This is a genomic window from Acetobacter sp. DmW_043 (assembly GCF_002153485.1).
Classification (GTDB): Bacteria; Pseudomonadota; Alphaproteobacteria; order Acetobacterales; family Acetobacteraceae; genus Acetobacter; species Acetobacter thailandicus.
Map to the genome: position 1 here is coordinate 43,398 of NZ_JOMN01000010.1, position 24,898 is coordinate 68,295.

General features: G+C 53.4%; 19 protein-coding genes. 4 read left to right on the plus strand and 15 right to left on the minus strand.

Annotated elements, in window-relative coordinates:
• The first annotated feature begins 26 nt into the window (after window positions 1–26).
• Together mutL and HK11_RS03790 are read left to right on the plus strand one after the other, a co-directional pair.
• The gene (gene mutL, locus HK11_RS03785; protein ID WP_086554036.1) at window positions 27–1,907 is read left to right on the plus strand and encodes a DNA mismatch repair endonuclease MutL; all 1,881 of its coding nucleotides are present in this window, start codon (window positions 27–29) and stop codon (window positions 1,905–1,907) included.
• A gap of 129 nt (window positions 1,908–2,036) precedes the next feature.
• Window positions 2,037–3,566 (plus strand): NuoM family protein, encoded by a 1,530-nt coding sequence (locus HK11_RS03790; protein WP_086554011.1) that lies wholly within the window; start codon window positions 2,037–2,039, stop codon window positions 3,564–3,566.
• A 54-nt stretch (window positions 3,567–3,620) separates the two neighbouring features.
• On the opposite strand, the gene HK11_RS03795 is transcribed toward HK11_RS03790, so the two are convergent.
• The 3 genes from HK11_RS03795 to HK11_RS03805 form a co-directional block, all read right to left on the minus strand.
• Window positions 3,621–4,517 (minus strand): DMT family transporter, encoded by an 897-nt coding sequence (locus HK11_RS03795; RefSeq protein WP_086554012.1) that lies wholly within the window; start codon window positions 4,515–4,517, stop codon window positions 3,621–3,623.
• A 51-nt stretch (window positions 4,518–4,568) separates the two neighbouring features.
• Window positions 4,569–6,611: a DNA topoisomerase IV subunit B gene (gene parE, locus HK11_RS03800; protein ID WP_086554013.1), complete on the minus strand. Its 2,043-nt coding sequence runs from the start codon at window positions 6,609–6,611 to the stop codon at window positions 4,569–4,571.
• Between the two features lie 207 nt (window positions 6,612–6,818).
• Window positions 6,819–7,349, minus strand: coding sequence for a hypothetical protein (locus HK11_RS03805; RefSeq protein ID WP_086554014.1), 531 nt, complete (start codon window positions 7,347–7,349; stop codon window positions 6,819–6,821).
• Window positions 7,350–7,806: 457 nt separating this feature from the next.
• Here HK11_RS03805 and HK11_RS03810 point away from each other — a divergent pair, with 457 nt between their 5' ends.
• Window positions 7,807–8,343 carry an Ig-like domain-containing protein gene (locus tag HK11_RS03810; RefSeq protein WP_086554015.1) on the plus strand — a complete coding sequence of 179 codons (537 nt, stop codon included), beginning with the start codon at window positions 7,807–7,809 and terminating at the stop codon, window positions 8,341–8,343.
• Between the two features lie 93 nt (window positions 8,344–8,436).
• Here the strand turns inward: HK11_RS03810 and HK11_RS03815 are convergent, their stop codons facing one another.
• Window positions 8,437–8,886 carry an Rrf2 family transcriptional regulator gene (locus HK11_RS03815; RefSeq protein WP_086554016.1) on the minus strand — a complete coding sequence of 150 codons (450 nt, stop codon included), beginning with the start codon at window positions 8,884–8,886 and terminating at the stop codon, window positions 8,437–8,439.
• A 153-nt stretch (window positions 8,887–9,039) separates the two neighbouring features.
• Between HK11_RS03815 and cysK the strand changes: the two genes are divergently transcribed.
• The gene (cysK, locus tag HK11_RS03820) at window positions 9,040–10,026 is read left to right on the plus strand and encodes a cysteine synthase A (protein WP_086554017.1); all 987 of its coding nucleotides are present in this window, start codon (window positions 9,040–9,042) and stop codon (window positions 10,024–10,026) included.
• Between the two features lie 28 nt (window positions 10,027–10,054).
• On the opposite strand, the gene HK11_RS03825 is transcribed toward cysK, so the two are convergent.
• The 11 genes from HK11_RS03825 to gltX all read right to left on the minus strand — a co-directional run bounded on the left by HK11_RS03825 (window position 10,055) and on the right by gltX (window position 24,898).
• Window positions 10,055–11,173, minus strand: coding sequence for a class I SAM-dependent RNA methyltransferase (locus HK11_RS03825; protein WP_086554018.1), 1,119 nt, complete (start codon window positions 11,171–11,173; stop codon window positions 10,055–10,057).
• Between the two features lie 15 nt (window positions 11,174–11,188).
• Window positions 11,189–12,346: an OmpA family protein gene (locus HK11_RS03830; RefSeq protein WP_086554019.1), complete on the minus strand. Its 1,158-nt coding sequence runs from the start codon at window positions 12,344–12,346 to the stop codon at window positions 11,189–11,191.
• Window positions 12,347–12,549: 203 nt separating this feature from the next.
• Window positions 12,550–12,888, minus strand: coding sequence for a DUF1491 family protein (locus tag HK11_RS03835; protein WP_086554020.1), 339 nt, complete (start codon window positions 12,886–12,888; stop codon window positions 12,550–12,552).
• On the minus strand, window positions 12,888–14,570 hold the full coding sequence (locus tag HK11_RS03840; RefSeq protein ID WP_086554021.1) for a S41 family peptidase: 1,683 nt from the start codon (window positions 14,568–14,570) through the stop codon (window positions 12,888–12,890). The genes HK11_RS03835 and HK11_RS03840 overlap by 1 nt, the downstream gene beginning before the upstream one ends.
• An 85-nt stretch (window positions 14,571–14,655) precedes the next feature.
• Window positions 14,656–16,707: a ribonuclease R family protein gene (locus tag HK11_RS03845; RefSeq protein ID WP_086554022.1), complete on the minus strand. Its 2,052-nt coding sequence runs from the start codon at window positions 16,705–16,707 to the stop codon at window positions 14,656–14,658.
• Between the two features lie 5 nt (window positions 16,708–16,712).
• Complete coding sequence (topA, locus tag HK11_RS03850; protein ID WP_086554023.1) at window positions 16,713–19,382, minus strand: type I DNA topoisomerase; 2,670 nt, start codon at window positions 19,380–19,382, stop codon at window positions 16,713–16,715.
• A gap of 57 nt (window positions 19,383–19,439) precedes the next feature.
• On the minus strand, window positions 19,440–20,618 hold the full coding sequence (gene dprA / locus HK11_RS03855; protein WP_086554024.1) for a DNA-processing protein DprA: 1,179 nt from the start codon (window positions 20,616–20,618) through the stop codon (window positions 19,440–19,442).
• Between the two features lie 9 nt (window positions 20,619–20,627).
• Window positions 20,628–21,269, minus strand: coding sequence for a glycerol-3-phosphate 1-O-acyltransferase PlsY (gene plsY, locus HK11_RS03860; RefSeq protein WP_086554025.1), 642 nt, complete (start codon window positions 21,267–21,269; stop codon window positions 20,628–20,630).
• Window positions 21,269–22,561, minus strand: coding sequence for a dihydroorotase family protein (locus HK11_RS03865; RefSeq protein WP_086554026.1), 1,293 nt, complete (start codon window positions 22,559–22,561; stop codon window positions 21,269–21,271). Before HK11_RS03865 ends, plsY begins: the two co-directional genes overlap by 1 nt.
• The gene (locus HK11_RS03870; RefSeq protein WP_086554027.1) at window positions 22,558–23,499 is read right to left on the minus strand and encodes an aspartate carbamoyltransferase catalytic subunit; all 942 of its coding nucleotides are present in this window, start codon (window positions 23,497–23,499) and stop codon (window positions 22,558–22,560) included. The genes HK11_RS03865 and HK11_RS03870 overlap by 4 nt, the downstream gene beginning before the upstream one ends.
• Window positions 23,492–24,898, minus strand: coding sequence for a glutamate--tRNA ligase (gene gltX / locus HK11_RS03875; RefSeq protein ID WP_086554037.1), 1,407 nt, complete (start codon window positions 24,896–24,898; stop codon window positions 23,492–23,494). The genes HK11_RS03870 and gltX overlap by 8 nt, the downstream gene beginning before the upstream one ends.

Here is a 24,898-nt window from a genome sequence, read left to right on the forward strand (position 1 = left end):
CCGCCTGACCCGTGTCAGCTGACATGATGCCAGAGGGGCCGGGTGCAGTGCCGCTCCGGCCCAGGCTGCGCCGCCTGCCAGAGGTACTGGTCAACCGCATCGCGGCAGGTGAGGTGATTGAGAGGCCTGCAGCGGCCTTAAAAGAGCTGGTTGAAAATGCCATCGATTCGGGTGCGCAGCGTCTTGATATTCGTCTGGAAGGTGGCGGCACTGACCGGATAATTGTTACAGACGATGGCTGTGGCATGACCCCCGATGAGTTGCTGCTTGCTGTCGAACGGCACTGCACCTCAAAGCTTAATGATGAAACCCTCGTGCGCATTACAACGCTTGGGTTTCGTGGTGAAGCTCTTCCTTCCATTGGTGCTGCGGCGCGTCTGACCATTACGTCACGCACTGCGCAGGATAGTACCGCCTGGCGTATACATGTGGCCGGAGGTAAAATTACACCTCCTGAACCTGTAGCGGGTGTGCCGGGTACCAGCGTTGTTGTTGAAGACCTTTTTTTTGCAACACCGGCTCGTCGTAAATTTCTTAAAAGTGCCAGGGTAGAAGGTAATCACGCTGAGGCTGCTATTCGCCGTCTTGCGCTCTCAGTGCCGGGTACCGCTTTCCGTTTCACGATGGATGGGCGTGAACGGCTTGACCTGCCTGCGCAGGATATGGCCGCCCGTGCCTCAGCTGTGCTGGGCGTGCAGGATGCTGATGGTTTTCTAAATATTCATGGTGAGCGCGATGGAATGGTGCTGTCAGGTTTTGCCTGTGGCGCCTCTGTACATCGGGCAACAGGAGCCGGGCAGTTTATGCTGGTGAATAACCGGCCGGTTGTTGACCCTGTGCTGAAAACGGCTGTGAGTGTGGCATACCGCCGGGTTATGGAGGTGGGTCGGCACCCTGTACTGGTGCTGATGCTTGATATCCCGCCAGAAAAAGTTGATGTGAATGTTCATCCCGCTAAAACAGAGCTCCGTTTTGCTGATGAGGCTGCCGTCAGGTCACTGGTTATCGGCACGCTGAGCAGGGCATTAGAAGGAGGGGCAGGCTATGTCGGTGTCAGGCCCTCTTTACCGCCAGCCGGTCGTCCGGCTCGTATCTGGTATCCACCCGAGCAGACTGCTTTAGCGCAGGCTGCAACAGCGCCCTATCCGGCACAGAGCACCTTACATCGTCCTGCTGAAGGACGTCTGGCATTGCCTGACTCTCCTTCTGTCCGGGTTTTGCCTCCGCAGGAGCACAGATTTTCAGAGGGTGTCCGGGCACCGTTGCATCATCCCGAGCCTGTCACTGTTCATGTTGAGGATGAGACAGATTACCCTCTGGGTGGTGCTGTTGCGCAGGTTCTGGATACGTATGTGATTGCTGTTGCTTCTGATGGCGGCCTGGTGCTGGTTGACCAGCATGCAGCTCATGAGCGCCTGACCCATGAACGCATGCGTGAGCAGTTTCTGAGTGGTCAGGTAAAGGCGCAGCGTTTACTTGTGCCTGATGTCATTGATCTGCCACCTGCCCAGGTGGAGCTGCTTGTTGCCAGACAGGCTCTGCTCTCACAACTTGGTATAGAGCTTGAGGCCTTTGGTGCAGATGCTGTTCTGGTCAGAGGGTTGCCAGCTTTGCTGAATACCAGCGACTCGAGAGGTATTTTGCGTGATCTGGCAGAAGAGCTTGAGGCAGATGACAGCGGCAGACCTGATGAAATGCCTTCTCTGGATAGCAGGCTTGATGCTGTCATTGCCCGTATGGCCTGTCATGGCAGTATCCGGGCCGGTCGTCGCCTGACCCGCGAAGAGATGGATGCTTTGCTTCGTCAGATGGAGCAGACGCCCAGGGCAGGTACCTGCTCACATGGACGTCCGACATGGTTGAAATTTAGTAAAAAAGATCTCGAAAAGCTTTTTGGCCGCAGGTAGTGTTTCAGAGTATTTTATAAAAATTCCTGCAGGTCGGCTGAATGTGAACACTATTTCTCTGGCCGGCTGCAAGAAAAGGGAGCACAATAGAGCTTACTTATTTAGTGTAACCCGGATGGTGAGAACGCCGTGTACTCCAGCCTGCTTTCCATAATCACGTATCTTCCTTTAGCCGGCGTCCTGCTGGTCATTCTTATGGGAAGAGGCAATACCAAACAACTGGCAGCCAAATGGGTTGGGTTCGCAACCAGCCTTGCTGTCCTCGTCCTGAGCGTTATGTTGTGGTGTGGGTTCGACCCTAAAACACCCGGGCTCCAGTTTGAGCAGCGTCTGGGCTGGATGACAGATTATGGTATGTCCTACCATACCGGCCTTGATGGTATTTCCCTGGTCTTTATCCTGCTGACAGCTGTGGTGACACCGCTGACACTCATGGTGAGCTGGAATTCTGTCAAAACGCAGATCAGCACCTTTACTGTGACAGTCCTTTTGCTTGAAACAGCTCTGTTCGGCCTGTTTTCAGCGCAGGATCTCATTCTGTTTTATATTTTCTATGAAGCAACGCTTATCCCAGCCAGTCTTATGATTGGTGTCTGGGGTGGTCGCCGCAGAATCTGGGCCTCTTTGCAGTTCTTTCTGTTCACTTTTGGTGGCTCGCTGTTCATGCTGCTTGCACTGGTCGCAATGTGGCTGAAAACCGGGACGACTGATATACAGGCTCTGATGAACGCAGGGTTCTCGCATCAGGTTCAGGGCTGGCTGCTGCTTGCTTTCATTCTTGCTTTTGGTGTGAAACTCCCGCTGTTTCCGCTGCATGCCTGGCTGCCTGATGCGTATACCGAGGCACCGGCTCCTGCGTCTGCTATGCTGTCGGGCATTTTGTCTAAGGCCGGTGCTTATGGGTTGCTGCGCTTTGGTATCCTGATGTTCCCTGAAGCAGCCCATGCCTTCGCTCCTTACGTTCTTGCGCTGGGCGTTGTGGCGATCATTTATGCGGCCTATATTGCCTTTGCACAGACCGATATGAAGCGGGTTATCGCATATTCCTCATTCTCTCATATGGGTATGATTGCTGTTGGTCTGTTCACGCTGACCGCAGAGGGGATTGATGGTGCTATTCTGCAAATGCTCTCACATGGTATCGTGATTGCTGCATTGTTCTTTTGTGTGTCAGTTATTGCCGTAAGAGCCGGGACCAGAGAGATCGGGCAGCTTGGTGGTGTTGCGCGACAGATGCCTCTGCTGGCGACATTTGCCATGCTTTTCACAATGGCGAATGTTGGTCTGCCAGGCACGAGCTCTTTTGCCGGTGAGTTGCTGGTGATTATGGGTGCAGTACATGTGTCTTTGTGGGTCGCCTTACTGGCAGGCACCACCATGATCATGGGCGCTGTCTATATGCTTTATCTATACAAAGGCGTGTTGTTTGGCACAGTCAGAGAAACCACAAGTGCCCTGCGTGACCTGACGATGACAGAGGTTGCTGTGCTTGCTCCTCTGGCTGTTATTATTTTGTGGATGGGCATTTACCCCGGTACTTTTACCCGTCTTTTCGATCCGGTCGTGACGCAGAGTGTACAGGCTGAACTTATGAACAGAGCCGCTGCTGATCATACCGCGATGTTGCAGGCCCCACATGAGCATGCCGTTTACCGGTAAGGCCTGTAAAAGTTTTGCTGATGATAAAAGCCAGACCTGAGTGTCTGGCTTTTTTTATGTGTGAGATGATGAAGTGGGCCGGTCTTTTTTCTCAGGCATGATCACGGTGCCAGCCGAAGCTGCTGCGACCAGGAGAATACCGCAAAAACGTAAAAGCTCGAGATGCTCATGCAGGATGAGAACCCCGGCGAGCACAGCACAGACGGGTTCAAGGCTATAGAAAATGCCCAGCTCACGTGCTGAGAGCGTGTGCATGGCACGCATCTCCAGTGCATAAGGTATCGCAGAAGAGCAGAGTGCAACTATAAAGCCCAGTGCCAGCAGAGAGGGGTGTGATGAGCCTGTAATAAGTGCGGGTACAAAGCAGGGAAAGAAAAGACTGATGCCGCCGCAAAGCTGCCCCAGGGCGCAGGCATGACCGGGTGCCATTTTACCAATCAGCCGTTTGCCAAAGACAACGTAAAATGCCCAGCAGGTGGCTGCCCCAAGCGCAAAAAGAACACCAAGTGTATCGGGGGAGGTTGTATGCGATGGTCTGAGTAAGAGAACCAGGCCTGTAACAGTCAGCAAAAGCCATCCGACATCTGCCAGACGCTGTGAGTGAAGGAAGGCCAGGAAAAGCGGGCCGGTAAATTCGATAGCAACCGTCATGCCCAGAGGGATGCGCTGAAGTGCCAGATAGAAAAACACATTCATCAGGGCGGTGACCAGACCATACGGCATGGCCATACGCAGGGTTTTCCACGACAATATAGTCCAGCTGCGAAAAAATATGACCAGGATCACGGCAGCAAAGCAGGCACGTAAGCCAACCATGCCGGTTGCACCGAAAATGGGAAACATAGTTTTAGCAGCAGATGAGCCAAATTGCAGGGAGATCATTCCCCCCAGTAACTGCATAACAGCGGTTGTGCGTTCTTTGGTTGTTGTCTGCTTGTGGTCAGTGCTCATGTATACCGCACAGGATGTGCAGAGAGAGAAAAGGTCAGGGCAGGCATAGGCTCAGACATCCAGAAGTTCATCAGCTGATGAGGCATGCTCCTGAATGAACGCAAAACGCAGTTCAGGTTTTCGCCCCATCAGGCTTTCAACGCGTTCACGTGTCAGGAGTCTGTCTTCAGCGGGGATAACTACGCGTAGCAGAGTGCGCTTACGTGGGTCCATAGTTGTTTCTTTAAGGTCAGCGGGTGGCATTTCTCCGAGCCCTTTAAAACGAGAGACGTCTACTTTGCCACGTGACTTAAAGACGGTTTTAAGTTTCTTTTCACGGTCATCGTCATCCATTGCGTAGACGGTGCGTGTGCCCTGTGTCAGCCGGTAGAGAGGAGGCTGCGCCAGGTAGAGATGACCGCCCTGAATAATTTCTGGCAGCTCGCGGTAAAAGAAGGTCATCAGCAGCGAGGCTATGTGTGCACCGTCTACGTCAGCATCGGTCATGATAATAACACGGCCATAGCGCAGTTTTGTAATATCGCAGCGGTCACCTGATCCACAGCCCAGAGCTTCAATCAGGTCACGCAGTTCCTGGTTCGCCCGAAGTTTTTCAGTCGTAGCGCTGGCGACGTTAAGAATTTTGCCTCTGAGCGGCAGAATAGCCTGGGTTTCACGGTTACGGGCCTGTTTAGCTGATCCACCAGCGGAGTCGCCTTCAACCAGAAAAATTTCAGTATCCTGCGCCTGTTCCCTGGTGCAGTCAGTCAGCTTGCCTGGCAGGCGCAGGCGGCGCGTAGCACTTTTACGGGGTGTATCTTTTTGTTCACGCCGCCGAAGGCGCTCCTCCGCACGGTCAATAACAAATGCCAGAAGCGCATCAGCCTGAGGCGGGTTCTGTGCCAGCCAGTGATCAAAACGGTCACGCAGGGCCGTCTCAACCAGTTTACTGGCTTCGGGTGATGTCAGTTTTTCTTTGGTCTGGCCCTGAAACTGCGGGTCACGGATAAATACCGAGAGCTTTGCCGCAATGGCGCCAAGAATATCTTCAGCCGTAATGGCCGAAGCTTTTTTTGTTGAACGCTGATCACCCCAGGTGCGAAGACCTTTGACCAGAGCATTACGAAAACCAGTTTCGTGTGTGCCGCCCTGTGATGTCGGGATCGTATTACAGTAGGAGGCCAGAGCGGCTGTACCGCTGTCGAGAAAAGCAACAGCCCACTCGACTCGTCCGTTATCCTGACCGTCATGTGTGGGGGGGAGGGAGGCGACATCTGTCCATAACGGGGTAAGCAGTGCCGGGTTGGTTCCCAGCTCGTCTGTCAGGCTGTCTGCCAGCCCGCCTGGAAAGTGTAATACGGCTTCAGCAGGTGTCTCGTTCCCAGATTTTAGTAACGAGGGGTCGCAGGCCCAGCGAATAGTCACCCCACGAAACAAAAATGCTTTTGAACGGCATAGTTTATAAAGGCGGGCCGGCGAGAAGTGATGTGTACCAAAAATTTGTGTGTCAGGTACAAAAGCGATCTGCGTACCACGACGGTTTTGTGTAACGCCGGCCTTCTCCAGTGGCGTCACGGGGATGCCGCGTTCGTAGCTTTGCTGCCAGATGGTGCGGTCGCGGGCTATTTCGACATCCATCCGTGATGACAATGCATTGACGACGGATGAACCTACACCATGAAGACCGCCTGATGTGGCATAGGCCTTACCGGAAAATTTGCCACCGGCGTGCAGTGTTGTGAGAATAACCTCAAGAGCTGAGCGGTCAGGAAAGCGAGGGTGTGCATCAACGGGGATGCCACGGCCATTATCGCGAATAACCAGTCTGTCACCTGGTTCCAGTGTGACATCAATAGTGGAGGCATGCCCGGCAACGGCTTCATCCATTGCGTTATCAAGCACTTCTGCTGCCAGGTGATGCAGGGCGGTTTCATCTGTACCGCCAATATACATGCCCGGTCTGCGGCGGACTGGTTCAAGCCCTTCAAGAACTTCAATCGCATCAGCATTATAATCTGCTGTTTTGCCCGCATTATCTGTTCCGGTTGCCGTGGCAGGTGCTTTGCCTGTCGGCTTGCGGGGGGGACGGGGAAGCCCGGAAAACAGGTCACTCATGGTCGGGGTCTGTCCAGCATTAATAACGTAGGGTGTCAGGTCGGGGGAGTATAAGGTGAATGTTCGGGAACAAAAAGTGAACTGAAATAAATTTTCACTATAATCAGAATGTTTCTGACAAAAATGCATTTCCCAGGGGAGGGTAATGCAGGTCACCAAGCCTCCGGTGCTCTGTAATTATGAGACCGAAGGCTGTGGGTACAGATCTTATTTTTTAGCAGTACGGGTTGCGCGGCGAACCGGGCGTTTACCTTTGGTTGAGGCAGGAGCTGCACAGGTTTCGAAAGATGCTGGCTGTGTAATATCTTTTGCATCTGTATAGGCAGCGAGGTCGGCTGCGCTGCTCAGAGCATTGACTTCGTCAAACATGGGAACGCGCTGCATGCAGAAGATTGTACCTGCTGACAGACCTTTTTCTGACTGAACATTGGCCAGCTGTGTAATATAATCGTCATGCTGGCGCTGTGCGTTGCGACCATAGGTTGCGCGGAAATAAGTGTTCAGCTTTTTTTCTTCTTCCAGAAGGTTACCGCGGAATTTTGCAACAAATGAGTTGTATTTATCCTGAGCACTGCAGGAGAGTGCTGTAACCATCAGCTCACTTTTCAGGGCCTGGACGTTAAATGCTTCATGAGCAGGAGAGTGCCCGCAGGCGTTTGCAGCAAAACTGCTGCCAGAGCTGTGCAGAATGCCAGCTGTAAGAGCACAGGCAGCCAGGAGACGGGAAAAACGAGACATATGGTTCCTCCGGTATATACTGGAACCAGCATTTCTGTCGTGTCTGACAGGGGATGCACAGATCTGTTTCAGCATACAAATGGTTTTTTTAAAAATTTCAGGTGACGCGGAATAGCGCATTTAGTCGGGGAACATACAGATGTTTTAACTCTATTTCTATGGTGTTTGGTGCGCATTGTAAGTTTTTTTTAAAGTAACCCATTTATAGCTGTCAGGGAAAAACAGAACGAAAACAGAGAACAGCTATGACTAAATTATGTCATAAATAACAAAAACAGCCAGTTTCATACTGGTAGTGCTTTTTTAAGCTCTTTCTTCCTGGCTCCGGATGTTCTAAGTGCAGAGGTCATAATAGTTATGTATTCTGTAATTGGACTGGCAATCATTTGAAGCGTTATGTCAGGATGGTTGCGGCTGCATTTTTAACAACTGATAAAAAATTAAGTGGAGTTGACGAGTGCGCTTGCGAGAATTTGCTGTGCTGGCAGTGTCGGGTACTATGCTTGCCGGTTGTGCGACGACCACGGGTTCTGTTTCTGCGCCTGCCGGGTCTCCTAATCCGTTCGGGTATCTGAAAACATCAGCTGTGTGTACGACAACGCCAGTAACGGCTGGTGCTGATGGTCAGCTCTCAACGACCATGACGGTGCGCTCTGATGACGGGCTGTGTGAACTGAAAGTCTCTCAGCCAGGTGGTGGTGCTTACGCCTCTTTTGGTGTTGATCCTGTGCCAGAACACGGTAAAGCGCTGATCTATGATCTGGATAGCGATACACATATCACCTACACCCCGACTCTGGGTTATGCCGGTACAGACGAATTTGTTGTCACTCTTATTCCGACAGCAGGTGGCGCCCGCCAGCATCTGAAAGTTTCAGTGAAAGTTGATGCGACAGGTGTCGTCGCAGCTAAGCCGGTAGTTCCGGCCCAGGCAGAGAAAGCACCAGTTAAAGCAAAAGCTCCTGTGCGCCGTCGTGCACCGGTTAAGAAATAAATCAGGTAAAATTAACCGGCTTCCTTATTCTCAGGTCTGAGGAAGCCGGGCCTTCTGCGTTTTATTGTGAAAACAGGGCGCAGGTCTTAGTTTTCAGATGGAAAAAGTAATAGGCTCATTTAAAGGCCGCTTGAGCCCTGCGCTTTCGGTCTTTTTAACCAGATCATCAAGGCTGGTTTTTTTCATTTGTGCCGTGACTTCTTTATCAAGCTGTTTCCAGGTCGGGTCTATAACCTTTGCAAAGAGCGGCCCCTGTGGGCCATCTTCATGACCTGGTTCATCCTGAGTGACGGCTGCAATGATATCAACCAGTGAGATATCACGCCGGGGACGACCGAGTCTGTAGCCGCCGCGTGGTCCGCGTATGCTTTCAAGCAATCCTGTACGGGAGAGGGACTGTAGCAAAGGCTCAATTCCTCTGCGGGCCAGGCTTGAGCGCTCGGCAATATCAGCCGCACTCACAGTGCCGGAACGGCCGGCGTAAAAAGCCACATCCAGCATAATCAGAATTGCTGTTATGGCCCGGTCTCGGCGCAAAATCATGTTCCGGTATCCTTCCACTGTAAAAAAGGAAATAAAATGTTAAAAGCTGCTCTAACCCCCCTATAGCAGGGGATGCTCTGTTTATCTACGAACTTATTTCGTATTATATTCATTAGAACAGGTTTATTCAGGCAACAATAATAAGGCAGTGATATGAGCGTTTCCGATCTTGATGCCGCAAAATATGGTTTTGCAGCTCCTCGTGGCCGGGTTTACGAGTCTATTGTTGATGTTACAGGCGGAACACCACTGGTCGCTGTTCCGCATCTGACAAAAGAGGACGAACTTCAGGCGCGTCTTCTTCTCAAGCTCGAGTTTTTCAATCCTCTTGGCTCCGTTAAGGATCGTATCGGGGCAGCTATGATACTCGCGGCAGAGAAAGAAGGGCGCATCAGCCCAGGACGGACGGTTCTTGTCGAGCCGACATCAGGCAATACCGGTATTTCTCTGGCTTTTGTTGCAGCTGCGCGTGGTTACCGCCTGGTGGTAACCATGCCGGAGGGAGCATCCATTGAGCGCCGCCGCATGTTGCGCCTTATGGACGCTCAGGTTGAACTGACCCCCTCACGTTTAGGCATGGCGGGCGCTATAGCGCGTGCTCATGAAATTATTGAGGAGATGCCGGATGCCTGGATGCCCGGGCAGTTTGATAACCCGGTTAACCCGCAGATTCATGCTCTCACAACAGCTGAGGAGATCTGGGCAGATACCGATGGTGCGGTAGATGTTGTGGTGGCTGGTGTAGGTACCGGAGGTACTGCTACAGGTATCGCAGAATGCCTGAAACCACGTAAAAAAGGTCTTCAGGTTTTTGGTGTTGAGCCCACAGAAAGCGCTATCCTGAATGGGGATGAGCCCGGACCTCACGGTATTCAGGGCATTGGCCCTGGTTTTTGTCCTGCAACGCTGCATACAAAGTCGCTTGATGGTGTGCTGACAACCTCAGAGCGTGAGGCAATTGCGGCAGCCCGGCGCTGTGCCCGTCTTGATGGCATTCCTGTTGGTATTTCCTCTGGTGCAAGTCTGCATGCTGCTTTGCAGCTTGCGAAAAAAGATGAGTACAAAGGCAAAACAATCGTTGCTATTGCACCCTCTTTCGCAGAGCGTTATCTCTCAACGTCTTTGTTTAACGGGCTCTGAAAAACTATCATACAGGCCTCAGCTCTGTTCAGGGCAGAGGCCTGGTCTGGTAGAGAGAGATTCTCAGGCCACCATGAGGAACCGGAGCCGTTACCGGCAAAAATGGCAGAGCTGTTGCATGCGCCAGGCTGGATTCGCTGGTGATTATAGCGACACGCCATCCTGAAAAGCGGGCTTTCATCGTGTTGCCAAAAGCCCGGTAAAGTGCGGCCAGCTGTGCCTTGTCACCCAGCCTGGTGCCATAAGGCGGGTTACAGATTACCAGGCCAGGAGCCTCTCCCTCAGGTGGAGAGATCTCGCTCACAGGCTGGCAGGCAAAGGCCGTATAGCTGTCAACGCCAGCTCTTTTTGCATTAGCCTCACTCATGACAATGGCACCCGCATCCCGGTCGCTGCCACAAAAACGGCAGGAAGGAAGACGTGCGCTTTTAACAGCGCGCATTTTCTCCCAGGCCTCTTTGTCAAAAGGCACGAGCTGTTCGAAGGCAAAATGTCGTGCGCGTCCCGGGTTCAGGCGTGCGGCAATTTCTGCTGCTTCGATTATAAAAGTGCCGGACCCACACATCGGGTCAAATACCGGTTCAGCACCGGTGTAGCCGCATTGCATCAGGAAAAGAGAAGCCAGTGTTTCGCGTAGCGGAGCACGATTTACAGCTTCTTTTGATCCCCGACGATGTAAAAGCTCTCCTGATGTATCTATACTTATCGTGCAGATATCGTCCTCAATACGGGCTTTTACGGTAATTTCTGCCGTTTCGGCGCCGGGAGCTCCCATACTTGCTGTGATAGCCCGTGCAATACGCTCACTGGCAGCACCAGCATGATAAATGCGCGATCTTGCACAGGTCGCCTCAACACGGAAAGGTTTGTCAGCAGGAAGTAGCTTCCCCCACTCGAAGGTTTGCGCTCTGCGTTCAAGCTGGCTCAGATGACGTGCAGGAAAAGACAGCACACGAGCCAGTATTTTACTGGTCCCTCTGATCCATAAATTCGCACGCCACACCTCTGGCCAGCCACCTTTTATAGTGACGCCACCGGGCACAATGCGTGCCTGTTTAAAACCTTTAAGGCGCACTTCATTGCACAACACCGGCTCGAGCCCTGGTGTTGTGGCAAGAAAAATATCAAACTCTGAAGGGTATGTCATAAAATTCCGTTGCGCCTAACGGAGCAGGATCTCAACCCGACGATTCTGAGGTTCCCTTGTGTTCGGGCCTGTATGAACGAGAGGGTCTGCCTGACCATAGCCGTGGACATCAATTGTAGCGCCAGGTACGCCATCGCGCATCAGTTCAGCTTTGACTGCATTTGCACGACGGATGGAGAGAGCCATGTTGTACTCTGCTCCGCGTTTCTGGCCCGGGAAAGCAGATGAATTATCCGTATAACCAGAAACCACAATCCGGGTCAGGCTGGTATGAGTAGAGGCCTGCGCGGCAGTAGAAACGATTGAGCGTGCTTTATCAGTCAGAGTTGCCCGATCCCAGTCAAAGAAGATCAGGTAGCTACGGGTTGCCTGAGGTGCGGGTGCAGCAGGAGTCGCCTCTTCCGGCGGGGGTGGTGGTGGCGGTGCAGGGTTAAATTCATACCGCAGCCCGAGCATCAGTGAGTGATTGAAGTCGGTTTTGGTGTCCCTGTTGCCTGTAGCCAGACTATAAGCCTTGGTCTGATCGGCTCCTACTGTTCCGATAGAAACAGCATGGTGCGATTGCGGACCCAGCATAGTCCAGAAACGATATTCAGCTGTGAGGGAAAGTCCCACAACCCAGGGTGACGGGAAGGACAGACCGAACATGCCCTGATAAGCAAAATTACCAAAGGTACCGCCAATACCCTGACGGAACTGGTTCCCTGGTGCTGTCACTGAGGTGCGCATGTTGGTCCAGCCATAGCCGATACCAGCACCAAAATATGGGAAAATCCAGGGACGGCCAACATCCATGTCAAAGAAAGCATTGGCCATCACGCCATAGGTCTGTCTGCGCCCACCGGCTTTGCTGCTGACAGCACTCGATATGAATTTTTCATAAGCCATGCTGCGATAGTCGCCCTCGACCTCGACACGGAAGCCGTTACCCAGTCCATAGCCGAGTGAGCCAATGCCTGTTCCGCCCGTGCGCCAGCGATCCCGGCCGGTGGGGAACATAGGTGAGGAGCGGACGCGCTGATCCTGGTTGAAAGTCGCACCGCCTTCGCCGCCAATATAAATGCCCTGCACTGGCTGTGCGCAGGCCGGAGCCAGGCTAAGCAGATACAGGCCAGCAGCAGCCAGCGGCGCAGAAAGCAATGTCCGCCCGAGAAGATCTTGGCGCCGCTTCATCTTTTTCTCCCGCACTGGCACTGACTGTTCAGTGGCCTATAACAATAGTGTATGCATACGGTCTGTAGAACCGCTATGCCTTTCTTGCTGTAAACTTGCATGATCTGCAACAGGTGAGAGGAATTGTTTTATGATACACTCTCATTATCTGCCCTGTTGTTCCTCCATGTGTGGCTGAAATGATATACTCTTAACGATTATTTTCATACCAGAGTTGCTTCAAATGGTAATCTGAAACCGGGCGCTTCGAGCTCCAGTACCCATAAATCGGGGTCATACCGTCTCTGCCTTTCAATGTACTGCCCTGTCTCCTCAACTGTAAGAGGTATTTCTCCGCTGGAAAAAAACCATGCCGGATCACCATTTGTTGTACGGGTCTGAGACAGAATCATAGCAGATCCATCACGTTCGAGTAAAACAACCAGCAGACTGCCAGCTTCGGATGCCCCTTTGTGGATGAGCATCGCTGATTGTCCGTCCCTGCCAGCTTCGCGCAGAATGGCTTTAGCAGCGATATCAGCTCGTAGTCGTGGTGCAGACATTACTGATGTGTCGCCGTTGTCTGCTGAGATGCATCCTCTGGGGTAGCGGAAATGGCAGCTTTATACCAGGCTTTATTATTGAGAATCATCTGTGCGGTCTCAGTATCTTCGTCTCTGCCCAGAGCTGCCGGGCAGGCTTTACGAATGGAAAGGATGTTTGATGTCGAAATAGGGAAACGTGCTGATCGAGAGGCTTCAAGAGCTGGTTTATTTTCAAGGTGCCCCTGAGACAGGGCATGCATCTGCCGGGCAATGGCACTGGCGCCGAGGCTTGTGCAGATATGTGGCATGACGCCGAGTCCCTGCAATGGCCAGTCCAGCGGAGCCATGACGCGGCTCCAGGTCACGAACAGCTCACTTTTATTAGGTAGCTGGGCCACGGTTTGTACCAGGCCTTTCCCCAGGGTTGAGCTGCCTATAATTACGGCTCTGTGATGGTCTGCGAGGGCCGCAGCCAGAATTTCTGCCGCGCTGGCGGTGTGCCCATCCACCAGTACTGCAATAGGCAGGCCGCTGGTCATGTCGCCACCCTGTACCGCCCAGATATGATTAGCCTCCGGGTCACGGCCATCAGTTACTGCAGCAACGCCGTGATCGAGCAGAAGGGCAGACGCCGTGACAGCCTGCTGCAGTACACCACCCCTGTTTCCTCTGAGGTCGATGATGATGCCGCGCAGATGTGTATCCTGCATCGCCTGGTCGAGATACTGGCTCATCTCTTCTGCAGTATCAGAGGAGAAAGCTGTGATACGTAAAATAAGCAGTGAGCCACTGGTAAAAGCAAACACTGTTTCAGGCGGTACCCGTGCCCTGCGTACAGACACAACGTGGCTGCGTTTACGACCTGGAGAGAGAAGGCGCAGATGTACAAGGGAATCTTCATTCCCTTTGAGCCATTCTGAAACAGTTTTTACACTCTGGCCGGCTGTTGAGCGGCCATCTACGGCAACCAGCCTGTCACCCGCATCAACAGAGGCTGTCCAGGCCGGGCCGTTGGCATTTACCGTTTTAATGAGGATATGTCCGCCCTTGTGAGTAAGCGTAACACCGGCATCGGCCTCACCGCCGGTACGGGCTATCCGGTCTGAGCTGGCAGGGGATGGTCCGATATAGCGTGAGTAAGGGTCAAGATGATTAAACAGCTCATCAAAAAAGGTTTGAAGGAGATCATCCTGGCTGATTTTACGAAAAGTTTCTGAATGGGTCTGTGCCGCCGTTATAAAATGCACAGCCAGCTCTACCCAAGCGGCACTGTCTGCGGCAGGTGGTGCAGGCTGAGTAAAAAGCGTTTTTTGCCCGTCCATGAGACTGATTTCTTTTTTATCAGTATGCAGGGACAATGTCGGGTCAAGGGCTGTTAGTGCCCCCAGCCCCCACAGAGTGAACTCCCTGGCTGAATGATATTCAAGCGTGCGGGGGGTCAGAAACTCAAGTGCCGTTGCCATGACAGCGCGGAGCATAGCGTTATCGGCTGACGGGGCGGCGGTTATTACGAAAGGGGGTTTTGCCCCACCGGACAGAGAGTCCATGCTGTTAGCAGAATTTTGCATGGCAGAGTGTTCTGTACCAGGAGGCATTACAGACAGGTTTGCGCCTGAAGTATTATGTATCAGCGATGATGTCTGAATTGCTGACCCGAGGGTGTAAGGCAGGTTATGTCCGTCGTCGCTGGTTTGCGCCATGAGTGGCGAGGGCCTGGTACAGGCCAGCGCGACAATAAGAAATAAAGGTATTTTTCGTGCCAGGTGAGCATGACAGCTTTCGCTGTCACCGGGGGATATCTGACGTATCAGGGAGAAGAGAGAGCACTCCCGTTGCCTGGTTTGTTGCTTTGAGCACCACGGAGAGCACACTGCCAGGCTGAAGCGCAGACCGGGAATATAATGTGGCGCGTAAGGAGTGCGAGTCGTCATAAAACCCTGAATAATTCAGCAAGACACCAGAGGAAAGAAAAGACGGAGTTCCCGTTTTCGTCAATATAAGCCCAAGCCCCTTCTGTGTCATTCTGGTCACTGTCGCTGTGAGTAGAGTGCCACAGCAGGGTCTCAGGTAAGCCGAGGCAAGGCGGCTCAGGCAGTCCTGCACCGCAGAAGATGAGCGGGTTTCTGTATAGTTAAGATGTTCAGCCAGAATGCCCGGATGTGCCGTATCATCATCTCTGATCTGTGCTTTTTGATCAAGTATTTTAGTCAGAGCCCGGTGGTTGATCAGGTCAGTATATCGTCTGATTGGGCTGGTGAAGTGCGTGTATACAGACAGGCCCAGCCCATGATGCCCGCCAGGCAGGGGAGTGTACCGGGCCATTATCTTATCAGAGCTGTATTTATTATGTGAGCTCCTGCTGTGCACCCTGAACAGCCCGGGGGCAGAGAGGTGCTGCATTTTCTGTGCGATGAACTGGTTAGCCGTAATCATACAACTGGCAACAAGGTCGTGAGCAGGCAGCCTCTGACGCGGCATAAAGGAGACAGGGCTGCCAGCATCATCACATATGACATGCCAGTTCAGGCTGTTATTCTCATAACTGCTGTCAGCACCATTCTGGCTGATTTTCGTCCTCAGAGCCCTGGATGTGTCAGACAGTGTTAAAATCTGACGGGTCGGAATATGAGGCGCCGGGGGTTCAGACGTGTCGAGGCAATGTTGCACCTGTTTATAGGTCAGCCGTGCCGCACTGCGCATAATCGCACGGTCAATGGTGCCTGATAGTAAAGTACCGTCGGGAGCGATATGCAGGTCGAGGGCAATGCAGAGCCGGTCTTCTCCGGGTTTTAAAGAGCACAGGTCAGCAGAGAGTGTTGCTGGCAGCATAGGGATGGTACGACCAGGCAGATAAACAGAGGTGCCTCGCTCCCGTGCTTCATTGTCCAGCGCCGAGCCGGCCGGTACGTAGCAGGCAACATCTGCAATGGCGACGATAAGGTGAAAACCTTTCTCCGTGCGTTCAGCCCAGAGTGCGTCATCAAAGTCCTGAGCTGTTTCATCATCAATAGTAATCAGAGGAACTGTTCTGAGGTCTCTGCGCTGCTGCAATTCTGCTTCCGGCAGAGGTTTTTTCCGTACCTCCTGTGCTTCGTTCAGAGCGTCGGACGGGAATTTTTCAGGCAAATTATGAGTGATAATACTCAGCTGCGCGGCCTGGTCCTGTGCTGATGTGGCCTGCAGAAAGGAGCAGAAACTAACCTGTGCCAGACCATTTTTATTATGAGAGAGCAGGCGCACCATCATGAGTGCCCCCACTTTCATATGCGCTAAAAGAGAGTCGTTCTGGTCTGTTGACAGCTGCAGTCGCAGGGAGAGACGTTTATCGCAGGGGTAAAGCTCTATACAGACTGACGGCCCGTTGCTGGTAATTGTGTCGACACAGGCAGGAAGGTCACGGCTCACGGGTGCAAGAAGTGCCAGAGGTCGCCCTTCACGCAGGTTGCGGGGTGGTGATGACGGGCGAAGTCTGACACTGACAAGGTCACCAGGCAGAACCAGTGTGCCGTCTGGCAGATCAGATATCAGCCTGACACCAGTATTGGGGTCAGAGGCAAGGTACGCAAAAACACAGCCATCCTCGCGGCGCCGGGTAACACGTACGCGTGCTGTGTCTGGCATATCTGGGATAGATTTAAGACGCCCTGCCGGTAGCCAGGCCAGCGCACCACACAGGGCCATGTCATGCAGCATGACACGCAGAGCCCGTTTGAGGTGCAGAGGCAGACCAAAAGCACGCAGAATTTCAGCAACACCAACCGGTGTGCCTTCCTGCTCCAGAAAAGTACGGAGTGCTTCGCTGTCAGGAAGGGCTGAAGCCCCGTGGCTTCTGCCCATCAGGCTTATTCTTCAGCCTTTTTTTTTCGCGTGGCTGTAGCACGGGGTTTTTTAGCCGCGGGGGCTTTTTTAGGCGTTTTTTCTTTCTCTTCCGTATCTTTTGTTTTTTTCTCAGCCGTTTTTTTGGTCGTGGTTTTCTTTTTAGTTGCTGTGGCTTTTTTCTTCAGTGGTTTGCCTTTTTCTGTCAGAAGCGTGAGAGCCTCCTCCAGCGTGACAACGTCCATATCTGTGCCACGTGGTAATGTGGCTACCATCTGATCATGCTGCACATAGGGGCCAAAACGGCCTTTGCGCACCATCACGGGCTCACCATCTTTTGGATGAGCACCCAGCGTGCGGATAGACGCCAGCTTTTTGGCCAGCGCATCAACAGCACGGTTCAGACCAATGGTCAGAACGTCATCATCTTTATCCAGTGAGCCAAAAACTTTACCCATTTTGACGTAAGGTCCAAAACGGCCAAGACCAGCCTCAATAGGCTCACCTGTTTCCGGATGAGGGCCGATCAGGCGCGGCAGAGAGAGGAGCCCCACAGCCTGGTCGAGTGTAATTTTATCACCATCGGTATTTTTAGGCAGAGAAGCGCGCCTGGGCTTGGCTTTTTTATCTGCCGGGTCAGGTTCGCCCTGCTGCACATAAAGCCCCCAGGGGCCCTGGCGAACAGTAATATCTTCTCCTGTTACAGGGTGCTGCCCCAGAATTTTCATGCCATCTTTAAGAGCGGCTCCACCTTCGCCTTCTTCAGCGCTTTCAGCTGAGAGACGACGTGTAAACTGGCACTCAGGATAGTTGGAGCAGCCAATAAATGCCCCGTAACGGCCGAGTTTGAGGCCAAGGCGTCCCGTACCACATGATGTGCAGTGACGCGGGTCTGACCCGTCAGTGCGGGGCGGGAAGAAGAAAGGTCCAAGGTCAGCATCAAGTGCATTGAGTACATCAGTGATGGTGAGTTCGCGGGTATCTTCAACTGCTTTAGAGAAGCTGGCCCAGAAAGAGGACAGAACCTCTTTCCATTCTGCTCGGCCATCTGAAATATCATCAAGCAGCTCTTCAAGGCTGGCAGTGAACTGCGGGTCGACATAACGCTCGAAGAAGGACACGAGGAAAGCTGTAACCAGCCGTCCCCGGGCTTCAGGCACGAAGCGTTTATTTTCAAGCATGACATAGTTGCGGTCACGCAGAACGGTCAGAATAGAGGCGTAGGTGGAAGGACGGCCAATGCCAATCTCTTCCATTTTCTTCACCAGTGAGGCCTCAGAAAAACGTGGCGGTGGCTGAGTGAAATGCTGCTCGGCATCAGCGTTGCTCAGGGCTGTTTTGTCACGCTCCTGCATGGCAGGGAGCATGCGGCTCTCATCATCGGCAGCTTTATCGTTGTCATCGTAGCTTTCGGTATAGAGACGCAGAAAGCCATCAAAGGTAATAACAGAGCCATTAGCGCGCAGAATGGTTTTTGCAGCGGGATCAGCAATGTCTACAGCAACCTGGTCAAGTGTTGCAGATGCCATCTGGCTGGCAACAGCACGTTTCCAGATCAGCTCATATAAACGGCGCTGATCAGATGTCAGATGAGGCGCGACAGTTGCCGGAGAGAGAGAGACATTGGTCGGACGAACAGCCTCGTGAGCCTCCTGTGCATTTTTCGCTTTTGAAGCATAATGACGTGGCTGCTCAGGCAGATAATCAGCACCGATATCTTTGCTGATGTGCTGGCGGATAGCATTGATGGCTTCAGCAGCCATCTGCACACCATCGGTTCGCATATAGGTGATCAGACCAACGGTTTCACCGCCCAGGTCAATACCCTCATAAAGCTGCTGCGCTGTGCGCATGGTTGCCTGTGCGCCCATGCCCAGCTTGCGTGAGGCTTCCTGCTGCAGTGTCGAGGTTGTAAAAGGTGGCTGTGGGTTGCGGCGGGTTTTGCGGCGTTCAATAGCATGAACAGACAGAGTCGCTGTTTCAACAGCTTTGCGGGCAGCCTCAGCCAGAACCGCATTATTCAGATCAAACTGATCAAGTTTTTTGCCGTCGAGATGTGTCAGGCGTGCGGTAAAGGGGGCACCTGAGACAGTCGAGAGAGCTGCGGTGACTGTCCAGTACTCACGTGGCTGGAACACTTCGATCTCTGCTTCGCGTTCACAGATAAGACGCAGAGCGACAGACTGCACACGTCCCGCGCTGCGCGAGCCAGGAAGTTTGCGCCACAGAACAGGGGAAAGGGTAAAGCCCACCAGGTAATCAAGTGCGCGGCGTGCTAGGTAAGCCTCAATCAGGGGGAAGTCGAGGTCACGCGGGTGAGCCATAGCGTGCCTGACGGCACTTTTGGTAATTTCGTTAAAGGTGACACGCTGTACTTCAATGCCTTTGAGAGCTTTTTTCTCTTCGAGCATAGAGCGCACATGCCATGAAATGGCTTCCCCTTCGCGGTCAGGGTCAGTGGCAAGGTAGAGGGTGTCAGCACCACGCAGTGCTTTGATGATGGCCGCAATCTGTTTTGATCCGCGCTCATCAGACTGCCATGACATCGCAAAGTTTTCGTCAGGTCGAACGGAGCCATCTTTAGGAGGCAGGTCGCGGACATGGCCGAAAGAGGCGAGAACGATATAACCGTCGCCCAGATATTTGTTGATTGTTTTCGCCTTTGCAGGCGATTCGACCACAACAACGTCAGTCATACTCTCTCCGACCTGCCCAGCGTGGCAGGAGTACTCAGTTAATTATTTCACAGGTTATCAGGCTGCCAGAACAACCCGCCCTCCGGGAAGAACTGTGATATCTCCTTCGAGCTCCAGTTCCGTCAGCGCGGTAAGGACCATAGAAGGTGAGAACTGACAGTGCCGGACAAGATCGTCAACAGGTAGGGGCGTATATGACAGGAGATCAAGTATTTTTTCTTTGATCTTTTTATTTTCGTCAGCTTCATTTTCAGGCTCAGAGGCTGATTTAGTCCTGTTTTCCGGCGGTGTAGTCATTTTTTCTGCCTCCATGGCAGAAAAAGAAAAAAAAGACTGAGAAGGTGAATGTGTTCCCCGCAAAGAAGCTTCAGAGCTACTTTCCTGGCAGGGAAAGGGTGGAAGTGCGGCCAGAACATCTGCTGCACTTTCTGTCAGAACAGCTCCTTGACGCAGGAGGTCGTTGCTGCCTTTATTACGTGGGTCGAGCGGTGTGCCAGGAACAGCAAAAATTTCACGTCCGTAGCCGGCGGCCAGACGTGCTGTAATCAGTGTGCCAGACTGCATTGAGGCTTCAATGACAACACACCCCGCGCTTAACCCGGCAATAAGTCTGTTGCGGCGGGGAAAATGTCTGGCTGTTGGAAAAGTACCGGCAGGCGCTTCAGTGATGACGACGCCTTTTTCTTCGATTTCATTTTGTAGTTTTATGTTTTCAGGGGGGTAAGGGCAGTCCAGCCCTCCTGCGATGGCAGCAATTGCACGCCCTGTGCGGTGCAGGCTGCCAAGATGTGCAGCACGGTCGATTCCGCGTGCCAGGCCTGAGACCACACTTAGCCCGGATTCGACTAGGTCTGTAGCCAGATTTTCTGCTATTTTCATTCCCTGCGCTGAGGCATTGCGGGCACCGACAATGCCGATACTCTGCTGATTGAGGTAAGCCGGGTTTCCAAGGCAGATCAGAACCGGAGGGGCATCAGGACACTCCCGCAGGAGACGGGGGTAAGATGCATCAAGCAGAGTGATAAATTGCCCGCCCAGTTTTAATGTCGCATCAATTTCGCGCATAACCTGGTCCGTTCCAGGTGGTGCGGGGGGTGCCGTGCCGCGGATGCGAAGAGAGGGCAGAGCATCCAGAGCGGCCTGAGGTGTATGGTAGCGTGCGATAAGTTGCTGCCACCGATGTGGCCCGATGAAATCCGTGCGGGCCAGGCGGAGGCAGGCAACCAGGTTATCCATTACAGGAAATTATTTTTTCTTCCGTTCAACACGAGGTTCTGTACCGCTTAGCAGGCGGACAATATTCGCATGATGACGCGCGATGATCAGAATGCTGATAAGCAAAAGAGCCAGAACTTTTGGGTCGTGGTTAATTTTAAAGCCATTGAGTGCCAGGGCGGTCAGGGGAATGGCGATAAACCCGGCAAGAGCACCGGCTGATGAAATGCGGGTGAGTTTGGCTGTAATCAGCCAGACAATCCCTCCGGTCAGAGCTGTCAGGGGGGAGAGGCCAAGAGTCACTCCCAGCCCTGTGGCAACGCCTTTGCCGCCCTTAAACCCGAGAAAAACAGGAAAGCAGTGCCCCACTACAGCGGCAACGGCAGTGGCTGCGGCAATGCGGGTGCTAAAAACGGGTGGCGTCATGATCCATGCAATCAGCACGGCAATCAGGCCTTTACCCATGTCCAGCAGTAATGTTGCTGCTGCCAGCTTTTTATTGCCGGTGCGCAGCACATTAGTTGCACCAATATTGCCTGAACCAATTTTGCGCAGATCGCCTTCACCTGCGAGACTGGTCAGTATCAGGCCAAAGGGAACACTGCCCAGGACGTACCCCAGAAAAGCCAGAGCTGCTAAAAGCCACAGCGCATAGGAAGGGAAGTCCTGCATTATTTTTCGGTCTTTCGATACACAGGCACCCCGGCTTTCCAGGTGCCCAGAACCAGACCTTCAAGAGCACGGCCATCAAAAGCTGTGTTCTGCCCGCGGCCGGGCAGCTTACCTGCCTCTACAAGCCAGCTCTGCTCAGGTGAGAAAAGGCACAGATCAGCCGCCGCACCTTTAGCGAGAGTACCGGCTGAAGATTTCAGTAAAGCCGCAGGCTTGCTGGTCAGCAGAGCCAGAGCATCAGAGAGGGACAGCGTGCCATCATGCACGCGTGTCAGAGTAACGCCCAGAAGGGTGGCCATACCTGCCCCGCCGGTTGCTGCCTGAGCAAAAGGCAGACGCTTATCATCAGCATCACGTGGCATATGGTCAGAGGCAATAGCATCAATCGTGCCGTCAGCCAGTGCTGCACAGACTGCCAGTCTGTCTGACTCGGGGCGAAGGGGAGGGGAGAATTTTGCGTAAGTACGAAAACCCTCAATAGCGTTTTCATTCAGGTCAAAATAATGTGGGGCTGTGTCACAGGTAATGGCCAGCCCGCGTTTTTTGGCCTGACGGATCAGCTCAAGCCCTTCAGCCGTTGAGACATGGGCAAAATGAAGTTTTCCACCGGTCATTTCTGCCAGGCGGATATCTCTGGCGATCATGATGGCTTCGGCAGCGGAGGGAATGCCACCAAGCCCAAGGCGTGTGGCCAGGTTGCCGGCTGTTGCACAGCCTGAACCTGCCAGTGATGGTTCTTCAGGGTGCTGTACAACAAGAGCGTTAAACCCGCCAGCGTATGAAAGTGCCAGGCGCATCAGGCGGGCCGGGTCAACAGCGCGTGCCCCGTCAGTAAAGGCAATGGCACCGGCTTCATGCAGCAGGCCAATTTCTGCCAGTTCTTTACCTTCACAGCCTTTGGTCAGCGCACCATAGGGCAGAATGGTAATCGCACCGGTTTCTTCCCCCCGGCTGCGCAGCAGGCGCACAAGCGCAGGGTTGTCGATAGCGGGTTTGCAGGTGGGCAGAACTGCGATGGTCGTGATGCCACCGGCAGAGGCGGCCCGTGCGGCAGAGGCTACGGTTTCACGGTACTCATAACCTGGTTCACCAATTTCAACGCGCATATCAACGAGGCCGGGGCAAAGCACCGCCCCGCGGCCATCAATGCTTACGGCCTCTTCCGGGCGGCCTTCAGCGCCGGCCTGATCAATGGCTTCAATAATACCGTTGCGCACAAGCAGGCGGCCTGGCTGGTCGAGAGAGGCTGCCGGGTCAATAAGGCGGACATTTTCAAAAAGAAGGGTGCTCATACTGAATGCCTGCTGCGTGTCAGCCGATCGAGTACAGCCATACGCACAGCTACACCCATTTCGACCTGTTCCTGAATAACGCTCTGATCTGAATCAGCGACCTGACTGTCAATCTCCACGCCGCGGTTCATCGGGCCCGGGTGCATGACAAGTGCTTTGGGTCTGGCCAGAGCCAGGCGTTTCTGGTTGAGACCATAAAAGCGGAAATATTCGCGCGGGCTGGGGATAAGCCCGGAGGACATCCGCTCATGCTGCAGGCGTAGCATCATAACAACGTCTGCATCTTTCAGACCGTCTTCCATGGTATGAAAGATCTCAACACCAAGGTGTCTGATAGCACCAGGCACAAGAGTTGGTGGTCCGACAACTCTCACTTTGCTGCCCATTGTGGTCAGGAGGTGAATGTTGGAGCGCGCCACGCGTGAGTGTGCGACATCACCGCAGATAGCGACGGTCAGCCCGGCCAGGTGCCCATAATGTCGGCGAATAGTCAGGGCATCGAGCAGTGCCTGGGTAGGGTGCTCGTGCATGCCGTCACCAGCATTAACGACGCTGGCATCAACCTTGCGCGCCAGCAGGGCTGGTGCGCCAGACTGTGAGTGACGCACGACCAGCAGATCAGCCTGCATGGCATTAAGTGTCGCTGCTGTGTCGAGCAGCGTTTCACCTTTATTGACCGAAGACTGAGCGACGGACATGTTAATCACATCAGCGCCAAGACGCCGGCCGGCCAGCTCGAAAGACGTGCGGGTGCGGGTACTGTCTTCAAAAAACAGATTAATCAAAGTACGCCCGCGCAGTACATCGCGGGAGACTTTGCGGGAGCGGTTAAGCAAGGCGTAGTTCTCGGCCAGATCAAGCAGGGGCTCAATCTGGTCGGGAGGCATACCCTCCAGACCAAGCAGATGCCGGATAGGGGTGTCCGAAGAACTAGCCATGCAGCACTGCTCCTGTTCTGGCCAGAGTTTCATCCCGTCCGAGAGCGGCCAGGGTGGCATCAATGCCCGGTGAGCTGGTTGACCCGGTCACTGCTGCGCGCAGCGGCTGAGCAACCTGGCCCAGTTTATGCCCTTCACGCTCGGCAAACTGTCGCAGTGTGCTGTCAATTGTCTCAGCTGTGAAGTCAGGAGCTGCTGCCAGATCGCGTGAAATGCCGTCAAGAATCTGCAGTGCTTCGGGTGTCAGCAGTTTCTTTGCTTTTTCGGTAAAAGGTAAAGGTACCTGCCGCCCCAGAAACTGCGCATTTTCAGTCAGCTCAACCAGTGTACGTGCCCGTTCTTTCAGGCCTGGCATCAGAGCAAGCAGGCGTGTACGGGTTGTGTCATTCACCTGCACGCCGTCAACAGCTTTCAGGCGCTCAAGAACATCATCAGTCAGACGTTCATCGTCCGCCTGGCGCATCCATACAGCGTTGATGTGTAACAGCTTGGCATAATCCATGCGTGATGGCGCACGACCCACACCATCAAGGTCAAACAGTTTTATCTGTTCCTCGCGGGAGAGAATTTCAGCATCGCCATGTCCCCAGCCCAGACGCAGCAGATAGTTACACAGTGCTTCTGGCAGATACCCCATATCGCGGAATTCAACGACAGACTGTGCACCATGACGTTTTGAGAGTTTGGCGCCATCTGGCCCGTGAATCAGAGGCAGATGAGCAAATTCTGGCAGCTTCCATCCCATGGCGCGATAAATCATGGCCTGGCGGAAGGTATTTGTCAGGTGGTCATCACCACGGATAACGTGCGTAATATTCATGTCATGGTCATCAACCACAACGGCATGCTGATAAGTTGGTGTGCCATCAGAACGCAGGATGATCATGTCATCCAGCTCAGCGTTGGCTACGCGTACTTCACCCTGAACAAGGTCAGTAATGGTGGTTTCACCTTCACGCGGTGCTTTAATACGTACGGCATAAGGTGCGCCTTCAGGTGCTTCTGACGGGTCACGGTCGCGCCACATGCCATTATAGCGAGGTGGTTTGCTCTGCGCCATGGCGTCTTCACGCATCTGCTTCAGCTCTTCAGGTGTGCAGTAGCATTTATAGGCCAGGCCTTTTTCGAGCAGCTCAAGGGCGACTTCTGTATGGCGTGCCTGACGGGTGGACTGAAAGACCGGCTCTTCATCAGGTGTGATGCCCATCCAGGCCAGACCGTCAAAAATGACGTCGACAGCCTTTTGGGTCGAGCGCTCACGGTCAGTATCCTCTATACGAAGGAGGAACTTGCCACCGTGATGGCGGGCAAAGAGGAAGTTGAACAGGGCTGCGCGGGCATTGCCAATATGCAGCAGGCCTGTTGGACTCGGAGCAAATCGTGTGCGGATAGTCGTCAT